Below are 16,194 nucleotides of genomic sequence, written 5' to 3'. Positions count from 1 at the left end.
TCCTTACTTCCCCTTGGCCTTCACTGACAGCCGGCGGCGCGCGCGCAGCTGCAGGCCCGCGTACGACACGGCCGCGCCCAGCAGCGCCAGCACGATCACCAGCCCGGCCAGCATCAGCGGGCTGCGCGAGAGGTGCCACTGCACCCAGGCGACGGGCGGCAGGCGGCCGACGTAATACGTGTCCTGGCCCAGCACGCTGTTGACCTGCGTGTCGCGCACGATGGTCATGCTGCCCTGCACGCTCTTGAGCAGCTCGGGCGTCATCAGCGCGTTGAGCAGCGCGTCCTTCGACTCGCTGTTGGTGATGGCGGCGACCACGCTGCGGCCGCTTTGCAGCGGCGACTGGAAGCCGGCCAGCACCGCGTCGCGGCCGTCGGCGCTCACCGAGATCTGCATCGAGCCCGGCAGGTCTTCGCGGGTGCGTGCGCCGATCACGAAGTCGATGGCGTTGTCGATCCAGCTGTTGAGCTTCAGCTCGGGCGCGGTGCCGTTGCGCTTGAGCGGCATCCGGTCGGCCCATTGGGTGAACAGCGGCTGGTTCTGCAGGTTGCCAATGACCAGCAGGTCCTTGTCGGCCCACTGCGGCGCCTCGCCCGAGCGGCCCACCTTCACGCGCAGCGCGGGGTAGCCGGTGGAGCGGCCGATCTGGCCGAGCAGGCCGAGGAACATTTCGGTGTCGCTGCTGCTGGGCTGGTCGGGCAGGATGACGGCGGTGTCCGAAAGGTCGGCCATGCGCGAGAACGGGAAGCCGCCGTTGGCGTAGGCGGCAAGCTCGGGCATCGCGATGAAGTGCGGGAAGCCCGACACGTCGATCTTCGAAGTCGGGTCGATCGAGCCGCGCACGTTGTCCAGCTGCGGCACGCAGCGCCCGCCCACCGGCTCGAAGTAGTAGTGCAGCCTCAACTGGCTGCGCGGACCCATGGCCAGCGGCGGCAGGATGATTTCCTTGCGTTCGGCCAGCGTGCCGTCGGGCATCAGCTTCACCGCCAGCGGGTTCCACCACCGGTCGCCGGCCGGGTTGGCCGAGCGCAGCGGCAGGCCGCCCACGAAGTTCTCGTTGACGTTGACGTTCAGCGTCGACTGGTCGGGCCGCACGCGCGGGGTGTAGCGGTATTGCAGGTCGAGCGGAATGCCGCGGCTGCGCCAGGTGAAGAGGTCGGGCGGCAGCTGCAGGTTCACGCGGACCACGTCGGGGTTGTAGCCCGACACCGAGAGGTCGGCCGCCGTGGCCAGTTCGCCCAGCTGCAGCGGACGGTCGCTCGGCACCCAGCGCGGCGCGTCGTAGGGCTTGCGCGCGGGCGGCTCCTGGAAGGCGGTGATCGATGCGGTCGCGCCCGCGAAGGCCTTGGCGTTGAGCGCCAGCGCGGCGGCGGCGGTGCGCAGGTCGGCGGGCGTGCTGCCCATTACCAGTAGCAGCTTGCCGTTGGCGTCGCGCGGGTTGTCGACGATCGCCAGGCCCGGCCCGCGGATGGCCGGCAGCGTGAGGCCCGGAATGCTCGAATCGGGCGTGACGAACACCACCGCGTGGCCGGTGGGCAGGTCACCGCCCGACACCGGGAAGGTCGCGCCGCGGTAATCTGCCAGCGCGCCGAACCACGACGACACCACGCCCGCGGCCTCCAGCACCGGGCCCGAGGCGGCGGTGCCGAACACGAAGGGAATGCGCGCGCGGCGCACGTCGCGGCGGTCGAAGAAGGGCTGCGGCAGGGCGGCCAGGTCGTTGACCAGCTTCAGCGGCGCCACCGTCAGCTTCAGCGTGCTGGTGGCGTCGATACGCGCCCACAGGCTGGTGTGCGCCGGGTCCTCGCACTCGCGGGTGTAGTGGCCGATGAGTTCGACGTTGATGCGGTTGAACTCGGTGATCAGGCGCCGGTCGATCGGGATGTCGGCCGTCTGCGGCCGGCCCGCGCCTGCGGTGGGCACCGGCAGCGTGGCCACCAGCACGTCGTTCACCGTGACCTTCAGGTGCGAGAGCTCCGGGATCAGCGAGGGCGAGTAGGCGTAGTTCAGCCTGAACGAGGCGGCGGTCACCAGCTCGTCGGCGCGCACGTTGAACGGGATGCCCACCGTGCCGCTGATGCCGCGCAGCTGAACCGCGTAGTCGATGCCGAGTTGCGTGAGGTTGAGTTCGCGCACCGCGCCGCCGGCAGGTGCCGCGGCAGCAATGGGAGCCGGCGCCGCCTGCTGGGCTGCAGCGGCGGCCGCAGCCTGGGGCTCGGCCGGCCGGGGCTGGGCGAAGGCCGTGCCGGCGGCGGCGAGGGCCACGGCGAGGGCCACGGCGCGGGAGACGAACGGGGACGAAGCCACGCTGACGGGATGCTCGGCGCGGCGATGCGCGCGCTGGTTGGGCGTCACGTGGGTCGTCACGTGGATTCCTTCGCTTTGACGGGACGCAGCCGCGAGGCGGCCGCACGGTAGTAATGGCTGAACATGTCTCGGAAACCGGTGCCGCTGATGCTGATGATGTGGCCGAGCACGCGGTGGATCGGCACGCGCGGGTGGTTGCCCCAGCGCGCGGCCCAGATGTCGGCGCGGGCGGTGGTGCACTGCACCAGCGCGCGTTCCTGCGCGAAGCTCATCGGCACGAAGCTCAGGCCCAGGCGCTTGCCGCTGCTGAAGCGCACGGTGGAGGCGAAGCGCGATTCCTGGTCGTTGCGGTACAGCGCCACCTCTACCGGCGTTTCGAGGTCCAGCTTCAGGTCCTGCGGGAGTTCGAGGCCCAGGCCGCCGCTGGAGAAATCGAAGGTGTTGCAGCGCAGGGAGCGGCCATCGGTGAAGTACAGCGTGGCCGGCAGGTTGAGTTCGACGCGGTGCGATCCGCGCAGCTGGCGCGACTCGTTGGCCGCGGCCACGCAGGCGCCCAGGATCATCAGGTTGTAGACCGTCCAGGCGAGATTCAGCCACACGGTGGCGATGTGCTGAGAGTCGACCCAGGTCAGCCGCCACACGCCCAGGCACACGCCCACGAAGTTCAGCGCGAGCAGCACCAGGCTGGCCTTGGCGATGCTGCTGTCGAAATATTCCTGCTGGATCAGGCCGCCCTTGGCCGTCACGTTGAAGCTGCCCAGCTTGGGGTTGATGAGCGCCACCAGCGTCGGGCGGAAGATGTACCAGGCAAGCACCGCCTCGTAGACCTCGTTCCACAGCAGGTAGCGAAAGCGCCCCTGTATTCGGCTGTTGGTCAGGTTGGCGTGCAGGATGTGCGGCAGCGCGAAGGCGAAGATCATCGAGGCCGAGGCGTGGATCACGCTCGCGCCGAAGTACAGGTAGGCCAGCGGCGCCGTCAGGTAGATGAGCCGCGGCAGCCCGTACAGGAAGTGCAGCATCGCGTTCACGTAGCACAGGCGCTGCGCCCAGTGCAGCCCGCGGCCGAAGAGCGGGTTGTCGATGCGGAAGATCTGCGCCATGCCGCGCGCCCAGCGGATGCGCTGGCCCACGTGGCCCGAGAGGCTCTCGGTCGCCAGGCCCGCGGCCTGCGGCAGCGCGAGGTAGGCGGTGTTGTAGCCCAGGCGGTGCATCTTCAGCGCCGTGTGGGCGTCCTCGGTCACGGTCTCGACCGCGATGCCGCCCACTTCTTCCACGATGGTCCGCCGCAGCACCGCGCAGGAGCCGCAGAAGAAGGTGGCGTTCCAGAGGTCGTTGCCGTCCTGGATCAGGCCGTAGAAAAGCTCGCCCTCGTTGGGTACGGTGCCGAAGGTGTCGAGGTTGCGCTCGAACGGGTCGGCCGAGAAGAAGTAGTGGGGCAGCTGGACCATGCCCAGCTTGGGGTCGCGCCCGAACCAGCCCATGGCGATCTGCATGAACGAGCGCGTGGGAATGTGGTCGCAGTCGAAGATCGCGACGAACTCGCCCGTGGTGTTCTTCAGCGCGGCGTTGATGTTGCCGGCCTTGGCATGGCGGTTGTTGTCGCGGATGACGTGGGTCACGCCGACCTGCTCGCAGAACACGCGGAATTCCTCGCGCCGGCCGTCGTCGAGCACGAAGATCTTGATCTTGTCGCGCGGCCAGTCGATCAGCTGCGCGGCCAGCACCGTGGAGCGAACCACCGACAGCGATTCGTTGTAGGTCGGAATGAACAGGTCGATGGTCGGCCACTCGGCCGGGTCCTCCGGCAGCGGCACCGGCTTGCGCTCCAGCGGCCAGGCGGTCTGTACGTAGCCCAGCAGCAGCACCACGAAGGCGTAGAGCTCGGCCATCAGCAGGCCGACGCCCAGCACCAGGTCGAGCAGGTTGTCCATGAACATGGTCTCGGTCACCCGCCAGTAGGTGTAGCGAGAGGACACCACCACCGACAGGAAGATCAGAACCAGGCTGGCGAAGCGCCCGCGGAAGCGGTTGGTGACGAGCGCCGCCACGAAGATGCCCACGGACAGCACGATCTGCTGCTCGAAGGTCATCGGCGCGATGATCAGCGCGGGCAGCATCGTGAGCGCCACGATCCAGCCGAGGATGCGCACCGGCAGCAGCTTCAGGATGGCCGGCGCCGGACGGGGCTCCGGCTGGGCCGGCGCGGCGGACTGGGCGTGTTTCATCGGTTCGTTTCCGTGGTCCGCAGGGTCGGGAAGGACGCCGCCTGGCGCGCGGTGTCTAGGCGTTCGAGCAGGCGCTCGGCGCAGGCGTCGATGTCCTGCGTCGCCTGGCTCATGGGCGCGTAGCGCTGCACCGGCGCGGCCGAGGCCAGCGCCTCTGGCACCGCCTGGTCCAGGTGCAGCATGCCCAGCAGCTCGGGGCGCAGCCGCTGGCGCAGAAGTTCGAAGACATCGTGGTTGAGCCGCTTGCCCGGGTCGATCTGGTTCACCACGTAGCCGGTGCCGAGGTAGCCGCCGCGTGGGCGGGCGTACTTGTCGAGCATGCGCTCGACGATGGGCAGCGTGGCGAAGGAGCCCGCATCGGCCAGCACCGCGACCACGCCGAAGCTGGCCGCGCGCAGCGCCTGCTGCAGGTAGACCGAGGGGCCGGGCGGGGTGTCGAGCACCACCAGCGTGCCGGCGGGCAGGCCGAAGCGTTCCAGCGTGTCGCCGAGCCAGCCGGGCGACCGGGCCAGCTGCTGCTCGAACGCGATCTGGCGTTCGTCGTCGACGTCGCCGAAAGGCAGCAGCATCACGCCGCCGTGCGCGGGACGAATGGCGCGGGCCCACGGCATCAGGCCGGTGGCAGCCTCGACCAGGCCGCTGTCGCAGGCCTGCGGCTCGTTGGCGATGTGGAAGCGCAGCGCGTTCTGCGGATCGAGATCGATGGCCAGCACCTGCCTGCCGCGCTGCGCGAGCGCGGTGCAGAGGTTGGCGGCAATCGTCGTCTTGCCTACGCCGCCCTTGGAGGAGATTACGGGGATGACAACCATCGTCACGTCGGCCTTCGCCAGCGTGACATGGGACCCTGCGCCACGGCTGCCTTCTGCGGCGCGGCCAGACGTGCGAAAAGTTGCTCGAGCGGTGTCGCGGAACCCGGCCCGGAGGCGATGGCGGCCGGAGCCGGTGCGGGCTCGGGTGCGAACACCGGGACCGCGGCTGGTGCATGGGCGACTGGAGCGGCGACCAGCGGTGCGGGCGAGGGCGCGTGCAGGGGCGTTGCCGCGCCGACCGGAACTGGAGCGGGCGCCAGTGCGGGCGCAGGGACCGGGGCGGCAGCCGTGACCGCCGGCGGATGGGCGATCTTCTCGCCCGACAGCAGTGGCCACACGCGCGGCGCCTCGGCGTCGGGCGGCGCGAATTCCTTGTAGCCGTTGCCGTTGCCGCCGAACTTGCCGAACAGGCCGGCGATGTCCTCGGGCATGGGTTCCTCGGTGCTCATGCGCCTGCCCTCGACAGGCGCAGATCGATGCGCGGCCCGGCCTGGACCTCGGGCTGCAACGCTTGCACGCGCAGCGTGGAGGGCATGTGCTGCGCCTCGAACCAGGTCTGGTAGGCACCTTCGAAGAAACCGACGCTCCAGTCGGTCGATCCGGGCCCGAAGGCGGCGGCCACTGGGCTGCAGGCGTGGGTGATGGCGACGCCGTCGGCTTCCTCGTTCAGCACGGCGAAGCCCCAGTCGATGCCGTCCCAGCGGGCGTTGAACTGGTCCTGCAACTCCTCGAGCGTGCGGCAGCGGGGGATCGGCAGGGCCTGCGCGAGACGCTGGCCGATGCGAAAGAAAAGCTGCCTCAGATCTTCCGGAGGCAACCCGGCGCTCAACTCGGCGGCCATGCCGCGGTTGAATTCCAACCATTGGGCGCTGCAGGATTTCTTTTCGTAATAGTCAATAAACGTCGCACCAGTTTCCATGCCGAGGCATTCTCTTGGATCAGTTAACTATTGACAATGAATGTGAACTAATTAGTACGAAAGAACTGAATTTGAGCTGGCCAACTGTCTGAATTCGGGGACGAGCTCGAACCGCGACCTTCGTCGGGTCGAGTTCCATACGTCGCGCGGGCGCGATCGGATTCAAGTTTCTGGTGAAGTGCGCTTTCGTCCCCGCCGTCACCGGAGACAGGCGCGGACGACGCAGCCGTGCGCCCGCGTCGCGACTCGGCCCGGGGTCAGTCCGAGAGGGCTTCGCCCGCGTGCTGGAACATGGTGCGGCGGCCGTGCTTTACCGCGTACATGGCGGCATCGGCCTGCCGCAGGGCCTCCTCGGCGGAGGTGGTGCGCGGATCGACCGCCACCACGCCGACGCTGGCGCCCGCGTAGTCGATGGTCAGGTTCCTGAGCCGCAGTTCGCCCTTGGTGTTTTCCGCCAGCCGGTCGCCCAGCGCCATCGCGCCGGTACGCGGCGATTCGCCGAGGCCGGGGCCCAGGCCGATCACCACGAACTCGTCGGAGCCGAATCGCGCCAGCATGTCGCTCGCGCGCACGCAGTTCGACAGCTGCTTCGCCATGGCCGCCAGGAACTCGTCGCCGACCGCGTGGCCGTGCGCGTCGTTGATCTTCTTGAAGTCGTCCATGTCGATGAAGCCGACCAGCACGCTCTGGGCGCTGCGCGCACCCTGCGCCAGCATGCGCTGCAGCGCGTCGACCAGGGCGCGGCGGTTCGGCAGGCCGGTAAGTACGTCGGTCGCTGCATTGGCCGAGAGTTCGATGCCGGCCTTGTCGAGCCTGGCGACCATCTGCTCGCGGTCCACCTGCTGGGCGATCAGCTTTGCGAACAGGCGAAGTACCGGTTCGGCGATGGCCGGCAGGGGCATCTGCCGGGCGCTGGCGGCGCACAGCGCGCCATGCAGGCCGCCGCCGTCGAGCCTGACGGGTGCGCTCGCGCAGGTCTGGATGCCCAGTTCGCGGGCCGCATCGGCATCGCCCCAGCAGCCGCCGGCATCGTCGGCGTAGATGCGGTCTTCTTCCAGCGCATGGCGACACAGCGTGTCGCCCCAGGGAACGTAGGCGCCTTCGGGAATGGTCAGCTCGCCCGCGTTGTGGGCGAAGAGGATGTGCTGGCGGGCCTTGTCGGGCTCGATGACCGTGAGATAGGCCGATTCAAGGCCGGTTGCCGCCTCGAGCATTTCGAGCATCGGGCGCGCGAGGTCTTCCAGCGTCGTGGCCGAGGAGACGGTTTCGGATAGCTGTTCGATCAGGAATTCCATGGCCGACATTCTGAGGGCTCCCGGGGTGTCAGGAGGCCAGTGCTTCCATCAATTCTGTTTCGATGGCCAGTTGCGTCTTCTGGCCCTGTAGTTCGGGGCCGCTGATCAGGAAGGTGTCTTCCACCCGCTCGCCCAGCGTCGTGACCTTGGCGAGCTGCAGGTTCAGGTGATGGCGCGCCAGCACCCGCGCCACCGAATACAGCAGGCCCGCGCGGTCGCTGGCCGAGATGCTGAGCAGCCAGCGCTGCGCCTTGTCGTCCGGCAGCAGGCTGATGCGCGGCTTGATCGGAAAGCTGCGCACCCGGCGCGACACCCGGCCCATGCTGGGCGGCGGCAGCGCGCCGGCCTCGGTGAGCGTTTGCGCCAGGCCCGACTCGACCATGCTGATCAGGTCGCGGTAGTGGTCCGGCAGGAAGGTGGTCACCACCTGGAAGGTGTCGAGCGCGTAGCCGTTGCTCGTGGTGTGCACCTTGGCGTCCAGGATGCTGAAGGAGGCCTGGTCGAAGTAGCCGCAGATGCGCGCGAACAGGTCGGGCTGGTCGGGCGTGTACACGACCACCTGCAGGCCTTCGCCCACCGGGGACAGGCGCGCCCTGACGATGGGCGCTGCCTTGGGGTCGGCCGGCACGTTCGGCGGCGGCACGAAGCGCGAGAGCTGCTTGGCGTGCCAGGCGATCTCGCCGGCGTCGTGGCGCATGAAATAGCCGACGTCGAGCGTGTCCCACAGGGCCTTGTGCGCCTCGAAGCGCTGGGCGTGCAGGGCGAGCTGCACCAGGGCCTCGCGCTTGCGCGACTCGACCTCGGCGTCCGGGTCGGGCATGCGGCCGCCCAGCGCCCGCAGGGTGTAGCGGTAAAGGTCCTCGAGCAGCTTGCCCTTCCAGGCGTTCCACACGCGCGGCGAGGTGCCGCGGATGTCGGCCACCGTCAGCAGGTAGAGCGCGGTCAGGTAGCGCTCGTTGCCCACGCGTTTGGCGAAGGCGCCGATCACCTCCGGATCGCTCAGGTCCTGTTTCTGGGCGACCTGGCTCATCACCAGGTGCTCGGCCACGAGGAACTCGATGAGCCTCGCGTCTTCTCGGGCGATGCCGTGCTGCTTGCAGAAGCGCTGCACGTCGCGCGCGCCCAGCGTGGAGTGGTCGCCGCCGCGGCCCTTGGCGATGTCGTGGAAGAGGGCGGCCACGTACAGGATCCAGGGCTTGTCCCAGCCGGCCGCGAGCTGCGAGCAGAACGGGTACTCGTGCGCATGCTCGGCGATGAAGAAGCGCCGCACGTTGCGCAGCACCATCATGATGTGCTGGTCGACCGTGTAGACGTGGAACAGGTCGTGCTGCATCTGCCCCACGATGCTGCGGAACACGCGCAGGTAGCGCCCGAGCACCGAGGTCTGGTTCATCAGCCTGAAGGCATGCGTGATGCCGTAGGGCTGCAGCAGGATCCGCATGAAGGTCTGGTGGTTGACCGGGTCGTTGCGGAACTTGCTGTCCATCACGTGGCGCGCGTTGTAGAGCGCGCGCAGCGTGCGCGCCGACAGGCCCTTCACGCCGATGGTCTTCTGGTAGAGCAGGAAGGTCTCGAGCACCGCGTGCGGTTCGCGCTCGTAGAGGTCGTCGCTCGCGATCTCGATCAGCCCGGCGCGCTCGTAGAAGCGCTCGTTGATCGGCGTGTGCTGCTCGTCGCTGGGCTGCAGCCGCTCGGAGATGTTGAGCAGCAGGATCTGGTTGAGCTGCGACACCGCCTTGGCCGCCCAGTAGTACCGGCGCATCAGCGCCTCGCTCGACTTGCGCTGCGACTCGCTTTCGTAGCCGAAGGTCGCGGCCACGGCGGTCTGCAGGTCGAACACCAGCCGGTCCTCGCGGCGGTTGGCGATCACGTGCAGCCGGGCGCGGATCAGCGAGAGCAGCGCCTCGTTGCGCTTGATCTGCTGCGCCTCGAAGGAGGTGGCCAGGCCGTTCTTGGCCAGGTCGTCCCAGCGGCTGCCGTAGCCCGCGGCCTTGGTCATCCAGAGGATGGTCTGCAGGTCGCGCAGGCCGCCGGGCGATTCCTTGCAGTTGGGCTCCAGCGCGTAGGGCGTGTTGTCGAACTTCTGGTGGCGGTGCCGCATCTCCTGCGACTTGGCCACGAAGAAGGCCTGCGGATCGATGGCGCGCGAGAAGCGGCGGCGAAAGGCGGTGAAGAGCTTCTTGTCGCCGGCGATCAGGCGCGCCTCGAGCAGCGAGGTCTGCACGGTGACGTCCTTCTCGGCCTCCGCCAGGCATTCTTCGACAGTGCGCACGCTGGAGCCGATCTCCAGACCGGCGTCCCAGCACTGGCCGATGAAGGCCTCGATGCGGGCCGGCTCGATACCGCCGGCCTCGCCCTCGGGCGGCAGCAGCAGCAGCACGTCGACGTCGGAATACGGAAACAGCTCCCCGCGCCCGAAGCCGCCCACGGCCGCCAGCGTGAGCGAGTCGCCGAAGCCGGCGTCGCGCCACAGGGTGCACAGCGTTTCGTCGGCCAGCGCCGAGAGCTGGCGCAGCACCGTGTGGACGCTGCGGGTCGGGGCGCGCGCGAAGCGCAGGGTGTCGAACAGGGCGAGCTTTTTCGCGCGATAGGCTTCGCGCAGCGTCGCCACGTCGATGTTGGCTGCTTCGATCACGGCGAGGGGGGCGTCTGCGCGTCAGGTCTTGGTGGCGGTGACGAAGGAGGGCAGCGGCGGGCTTCCGGCCGACAGCGTCAGCACCTCGTAGCCGGTCTCGGTGACGAGCACGGTGTGCTCCCACTGGGCCGACAGCGAATGGTCGCGCGTGACGATGGTCCAGCCGTCGTACTGGCCGCCCTTGAAGTCTTCCTTCACGTCGCGCTTGCCGGCGTTGATCATCGGCTCGATGGTGAAGATCATGCCGGGCTTGAGTTCTTCCATGGTGCCCGGGCGGCCGTAGTGCAGCACCTGGGGCTCTTCATGGAAGCGCTGGCCCACGCCGTGGCCGCAGAACTCGCGCACCACCGAGAAACCCTGGCCCTCGGCGAACTTCTGGATCGCATGGCCCACGTCGCCCAGGTGCGCGCCGGGGCGCACCTGCAGGATGCCGTGCCACATGGCCTCGAAGGTGATGTTGCACAGGCGCTTGGCCGCGATGGAGGCGTCGCCGATCACGTACATGCGGCTGTTGTCGCCGAACCAGCCGTCCTTGATGACGGTGACGTCGACATTCATGATGTCGCCCTTTTTCAGGGGCTTGTCGTTCGGGATGCCGTGGCACACCACGTGGTTCACCGAGGTGCACAGCGACTTCGGGAACGGGACGCTGCTCGCGCCCATGTAGCCCACCGTGGCGGAGGTGGTGCCCTGCTTGACCATGTACTCGGCAGCCAGCCGGTCGACATCGTTGGTCGTGATGCCGGGCTTGATGAGGGGAGTGAGGTAGTCCAGCACCTCGGAGGCCAGGCGGCATGCGACCCGCATGGCTTCGATGCCTGCAGCGTCTTTGTAGTTAATGCTCATGGCCGAATTATCCCATTGGCCCGGCTAAAATCCCGGGTTAACGCGGATGACCCCAGTCAGCGGCCATCCGCCTCGATTCCTTGATTTCCCAACGCGGCCCCCGAGGCCCCATCGACCGTGACGCAGCCCGCACCTCAAGCCCTTCCTGTCGTAACCATGTTCGAGGGCGGCAGCGCGCTCAGCGACTTCCGCGCACGCCAGCTCCTGCCGAAGCTGCAGGCCATCGAGCCGCGCATCGAGGGCATCTCGGCGCGCTTCGTGCACCTCGTGGTGACAGACGCGGCGCTCGGCCAGGCCGACCGCGAGCGCTTCGCCGCGCTGCTGACCTACGGCGACCCCTTCGAGGCGCCGGCCAAGGCGGGCACCAGCGTGGTGGTCACGCCGCGCCTGGGCACCGTCTCGCCCTGGGCCTCCAAGGCCACCGACATCGCCCACAACTGCGGGCTGGCCCTGCGGCGCGTCGAGCGCGTCACCCAGTACCACCTGAAGCTGAAGGCCCCGCTGATCGGCAAGGCCCCCGTGCTCGACGGCGACCAGCTGGCGGCCGTGGCCGTCCCGCTGCACGACCGCATGACCGAATCGGTGCTGGCCACGGTCGAGCAGGCCGCCAGCCTCTTCAGCGAGCTGCCGGCCCAGCCGATGGCGCAGGTCGATGTGCAGGGCGGCGGCCGCGCCGCGCTGGTGGCGGCCAACACCGGCTTCGGCCTGGCGCTGGCCGAGGACGAGATCGACTACCTGGTCGACGCCTTCACCCGCCTGGGCCGCAACCCCAGCGACGTCGAGCTCATGATGTTCGCGCAGGCCAACAGCGAGCACTGCCGCCACAAGATCTTCAACGCCAACTTCACCATCGACGGACAGGCCCAGCCGCAGAGCCTGTTCTCGATGATCCGCAACACCGAGAAGCTGAACCCGCAGCACACGGTGGTCGCCTACGCCGACAACGCCTCGATCATGGAAGGCACGGCCATCGAGCGCTTCGTGCCCGCCAACGGCTCGCAGAGCTATCAAAAAGATAGCGCCCTGAGCCATGTGCTGATGAAGGTCGAGACGCACAACCACCCCACGGCCATCTCGCCGTTCCCGGGTGCCTCGACCGGCGCGGGCGGCGAGATCCGCGACGAGGGCGCCACCGGCCGTGGTTCCAGGCCCAAGGCCGGCCTGACCGGCTTCACCGTCTCGAAGCTCTGGCCGGAAGAGGGCAGCTACGGCAAGCCCGAGCACATCGCCAGCCCGCTGCAGATCATGACCGAGGGCCCGCTGGGCGGCGCCGCGTTCAACAACGAATTCGGCCGCCCCAACCTGCTGGGCTACTTCCGCGAGTACGAGCAGACCGTGGCGAGCGACGTCGACACCGTGCAGCGCGGCTATCACAAGCCCATCATGATCGCGGGCGGCCTGGGCAGCATCGATGCGGCGCAGACCAAGAAGATCCAGTTCCCCGCCGGCTCGCTGCTGATCCAGCTCGGCGGCCCCGGCATGCGCATCGGCATGGGCGGCAGCGCCGCCAGCTCGATGGCCACCGGCGCCAACGCGGCCGAGCTCGACTTCGACTCCGTGCAGCGCGGCAACCCCGAGATCGAGCGCCGCGCGCAGGAGGTCATCAACCACTGCTGGCAGCAGGGCGCGGCCAACCCCATCCTCGCGATCCACGACGTGGGCGCGGGCGGCCTGAGCAACGCCTTCCCCGAGCTGACCAACGACGCCGGCCGCGGCGCGCGCTTCGACCTGCGCGCGGTGCCGCTCGAAGAGTCGGGCATGGCGCCGAAGGAAATCTGGTGCAACGAGAGCCAGGAGCGCTACGTGCTGGCCATCGCGCCAGAGTCGCTCGAACAGTTCAAGGCGTTCTGCGAGCGCGAGCGCTGCCCGTTCTCGGTGGTCGGCGTGGCGACCGAGGAACGCCAGCTGCTGGTGGCCGATGAAGGCGCCGAGGTGCAGCCCGTCGACATGCCCATGGACGTGCTGCTCGGCAAGCCGCCGAAGATGCACCGCGACGTGAAGACCGTGGCGCGCAGCTTCAAGCCGCTCGACCTCACCGGCGTCGACCTGCAGAAGGCGGCCATCGACGTGCTCTCGCACCCGACGGTGGCTTCCAAGCGCTTCCTCGTCACCATCGGCGACCGCACCGTGGGCGGCATGAGCCACCGCGACCAGATGGTCGGCCCGTGGCAGGTGCCCGTGGCCGACTGCGCCGTGACGCTGGCCGACTACAAGGGCTTTGCCGGCGAAGCCATGAGCATGGGCGAGCGCACGCCGCTGGCCGCGCTCGACGCGCCGGCCTCGGGCCGCATGGCGGTGGCCGAGGCCATCACCAACCTGCTGGCCGCGCCCATCGAACTCTCGCGCGTGAAGCTCTCGGCCAACTGGATGGCCGCCTGCGGCGAACCCGGTGAAGACGCCGCCCTGTACGAGACCGTCAAGGCCGTCGGCATGGAACTGTGCCCGGCACTGGGCGTGTCGATTCCCGTCGGCAAGGATTCGCTGTCGATGCGCACCCAGTGGAAGGATGGCGCGGAGGCGAAGAAGGTCACCTCGCCCGTGAGCCTGATCGTCAGCGCCTTCGCCACGCTGCCCGACGTGCGCGGCACGCTCACGCCGCAGCTCGACGCCGAAGAGGCCGACACCACCCTCGTGCTGATCGACCTGGGCCAGGGCAAGCACCGCATGGCCGGCAGCATCCTCGCGCAGACGCTCGACCAGAGCGGCGACACGGTGCCCGACCTCGACGACCCGGCGCAGCTTGTCGCGCTCGTCAACGCCGTGAACGCGCTGCGCGCCGACGGCAAGATCCTCGCGATGCACGACCGCAGCGACGGCGGCCTGTTCGCCACCGCCTGCGAGATGGCCTTTGCCGGCCACGTCGGCGTGGCGCTCAACGTCGACATGCTCGTTACCGAAGGCGACGGCATCTCCGACAGCCGCATGGAGACCGGCGACGCCAAGAACTGGGCGCAGCAGGTCAGCGCGCGCCGCGAGGAGCTCACGCTCAAGGCGCTGTTCAACGAGGAGCTGGGCATGGTGCTGCAGGTGCGCACCGCCGAGCGCAACGACGTCATGCAGGTGCTGCGCGCCCACGGCCTGAGCACCCACAGCCACTTCATCGGCAAGACCCGTCCGGCCAGCTCCACCATGGACGCGGGCAAGGGCAAGATCGAAGTCTGGCGCGACGCCAAGTCGGTGTTCAGCGCCAGCCTTCACGACCTGCAGCAGGTGTGGGACTCGGTCAGCTGGAAGATCGCCCGCGAGCGCGACAACCCCGCCTGCGCCGATGCCGAACACGCCGCGGCCGGCGATCCGGCCGACCCGGGCGTGCACGTGTTCCTGCCGAACGCGCAACAACCCGTTGCCCCGGCCATCCTGCAGTCGCGCCCCAAGGTCGCGATCCTGCGCGAGCAGGGCGTCAACTCGCACGTCGAGATGGCCTACGCCTTCACCGAGGCCGGCTTCGAAGCCTTCGACGTGCACATGACCGACCTGCAGACGGGCAGGGCGGACCTCGCCGACTTCAAGGGCGTGGTCGCCTGCGGCGGCTTCAGCTACGGCGACACGCTGGGCGCCGGCATCGGCTGGGCCCGCAGCATCACCTTCAACCCGAAGCTGGCCGAGCAGTTCAAGACCTTCTTCGGCCGCGCCGACACCTTCGGCCTGGGCGTGTGCAACGGCTGCCAGATGTTCGCCGAGCTGGCCGACATCATCCCGGGCGCCGAGGCCTGGCCGCGTTTCACCACCAACCAGAGCGAGCGCTTCGAGGCGCGCCTGTCGATGGTCGAGGTGCTCGAGTCGCCCAGCATCTTCTTCGCGGGCATGGCCGGCAGCCGCCTGCCGATCGCGGTGGCGCACGGCGAGGGCTATGCCAACTTCAAGTACCGCGGCGACGCCGACAAGGCCATCGCCGCCATGCGCTTCGTCGACAACCACGGCAAGCCCACCGAGCAGTACCCGTTCAACCCGAACGGCAGCGCCGGCGGCCTGACCTCCGTGACCACGCCGGACGGCCGCTTCACCGCAGTGATGCCGCATCCGGAGCGCGTGTTCCGCAACATCCAGATGAGCTGGACCTCGGGCGACAAGAGCGAGCTGAGCCCCTGGATGCAGATCTGGCGCAACGCGCGCCGCTGGGTGGGCTGAGGCCTGGCTCTTCGCCGCCCCGGGCGCTCCGGGCGCCCACGAAAAAGCGGCCCGAAGGCCGCTTTTTCATTTTCAGAACACCGCGGAATCGGCGTTGCCGGGCCGCAGGCCTGGGGGGTTATTCCACTTTCGCTTTGGCGCGAAGGTCTTCCTGGTACTTCTGCAGGCGCTGCTGCTGCAACTGCTGCGTGATCTGCGGCTTCACTTCTTCCAGCTTCGGCAGCTGTGCCTGGCGGATGTCGTCGACGCGGATGATGTGCCAGCCGAACTGGGTCTTGATCGGGGCGGGGGTGGTCTCACCCTTCTTGAGCTTGATCATGGCTTCCGAGAACTCGGGCACGAAGCTCGCGGGGTTGGCCCAGTCGAGGTCGCCGCCGTTGGCGCCCGAACCCGGGTCCTTGCTCTGCTTCTTGGCGATGTCTTCGAACTTGGCACCCTTCTTCAGGTCGGCCATGATCTTCTTGGCCTGGTCTTCGGTCTCGACCAGGATGTGGCGGGCCTTGTATTCCTTGCCGCCGTTGGCAGCGACGAACTTGTCGTACTCGGCCTTCACGTCGGCGTCGGCGACCGGGTTGGTCTTGCGGTAGTTCTCGAACAGGGCGCGGATCAGGATGGCCTGGCGGGCGAGCTCGAGCTGGTTCTTGTAGTCCTCGGTGGCGTCGAGGCCCTGCTTCTGGGCTTCCTGCATGAACACTTCGCGCGCCACGATTTCCTCGCGCAGCTGGCCTTGCATCTCGGGCGTCACCGGGCGGCCGGCGGCTGCCAGCTGCTGGGCCAGGACGTCCATGCGGGCCTTGGGCACCGGCTTGCCGTTCACGATGGCTGCGTTCTGCGCCAGGGCCGCCATGGGGATGGCACCGAGCAGCGCTGCGGCCGCGACGGCCTGCAAGATTTGTTTTTTCATGGAATGAATGGTCGAGCTGGGAAGGAAATGCGCGTGTAGGAGTTGCGCGGTAATGAAAGCAGGGGATTGGGGGAAGAAAGGGAGGAAGCAGCTGCCGGTGCGGGCGCGGCGTGCGAGCGATGCGTT

Annotated in this window: 10 protein-coding genes; 1 reads left to right on the top strand and 9 read right to left on the bottom strand. The window is 68.6% G+C overall.

Annotated elements, in window-relative coordinates; genetic code table 11:
• Positions 1-3: 3 nt before the first annotated feature.
• From bcsB to map, 8 genes are all read right to left on the bottom strand, one after another.
• The gene (bcsB, locus tag ABL843_RS16370) at positions 4-2,367 is read right to left on the bottom strand and encodes a cellulose biosynthesis cyclic di-GMP-binding regulatory protein BcsB (RefSeq protein WP_418116507.1); all 2,364 of its coding nucleotides are present in this window, start codon (positions 2,365-2,367) and stop codon (positions 4-6) included.
• Complete coding sequence (bcsA, locus tag ABL843_RS16365) at positions 2,364-4,532, bottom strand: UDP-forming cellulose synthase catalytic subunit (protein WP_418116506.1); 2,169 nt, start codon at positions 4,530-4,532, stop codon at positions 2,364-2,366. Before bcsA ends, bcsB begins: the two co-directional genes overlap by 4 nt.
• Positions 4,529-5,341: a cellulose biosynthesis protein BcsQ gene (bcsQ, locus tag ABL843_RS16360; protein ID WP_184637691.1), complete on the bottom strand. Its 813-nt coding sequence runs from the start codon at positions 5,339-5,341 to the stop codon at positions 4,529-4,531. Before bcsQ ends, bcsA begins: the two co-directional genes overlap by 4 nt.
• 2 nt (positions 5,342-5,343) lie before the next feature.
• Positions 5,344-5,790, bottom strand: coding sequence for a hypothetical protein (locus tag ABL843_RS16355; protein ID WP_418116505.1), 447 nt, complete (start codon positions 5,788-5,790; stop codon positions 5,344-5,346).
• Positions 5,787-6,260 carry a cellulose biosynthesis protein BcsD gene (bcsD, locus tag ABL843_RS16350; RefSeq protein WP_126020188.1) on the bottom strand — a complete coding sequence of 158 codons (474 nt, stop codon included), beginning with the start codon at positions 6,258-6,260 and terminating at the stop codon, positions 5,787-5,789. Before bcsD ends, ABL843_RS16355 begins: the two co-directional genes overlap by 4 nt.
• 257 nt (positions 6,261-6,517) lie before the next feature.
• Positions 6,518-7,555 carry a sensor domain-containing diguanylate cyclase gene (locus tag ABL843_RS16345; protein ID WP_126020186.1) on the bottom strand — a complete coding sequence of 346 codons (1,038 nt, stop codon included), beginning with the start codon at positions 7,553-7,555 and terminating at the stop codon, positions 6,518-6,520.
• 28 nt (positions 7,556-7,583) lie between these two features.
• Positions 7,584-10,190, bottom strand: coding sequence for a [protein-PII] uridylyltransferase (locus ABL843_RS16340; protein WP_418116503.1), 2,607 nt, complete (start codon positions 10,188-10,190; stop codon positions 7,584-7,586).
• A 21-nt stretch (positions 10,191-10,211) separates the two neighbouring features.
• Positions 10,212-11,036: a type I methionyl aminopeptidase gene (gene map, locus ABL843_RS16335; protein ID WP_093195007.1), complete on the bottom strand. Its 825-nt coding sequence runs from the start codon at positions 11,034-11,036 to the stop codon at positions 10,212-10,214.
• A gap of 156 nt (positions 11,037-11,192) precedes the next feature.
• Between map and purL the strand changes: the two genes are divergently transcribed.
• Positions 11,193-15,164: a phosphoribosylformylglycinamidine synthase gene (gene purL / locus ABL843_RS16330; RefSeq protein ID WP_418120482.1), complete on the top strand. Its 3,972-nt coding sequence runs from the start codon at positions 11,193-11,195 to the stop codon at positions 15,162-15,164.
• A 118-nt stretch (positions 15,165-15,282) separates the two neighbouring features.
• Here the strand turns inward: purL and ABL843_RS16325 are convergent, their stop codons facing one another.
• Positions 15,283-16,068, bottom strand: coding sequence for a peptidylprolyl isomerase (locus ABL843_RS16325; RefSeq protein WP_184637698.1), 786 nt, complete (start codon positions 16,066-16,068; stop codon positions 15,283-15,285).
• Positions 16,069-16,194: the final 126 nt, after the last annotated feature.

The sequence above is a fragment of the Variovorax sp. 350MFTsu5.1 genome (genome assembly GCF_048302515.1).
Taxonomy (GTDB): Bacteria; Pseudomonadota; Gammaproteobacteria; order Burkholderiales; family Burkholderiaceae_C; genus Variovorax; species Variovorax guangxiensis.
Note: the sequence above shows the minus strand (reverse complement) of the source record. Positions and strands in the feature narration are given on the sequence as shown.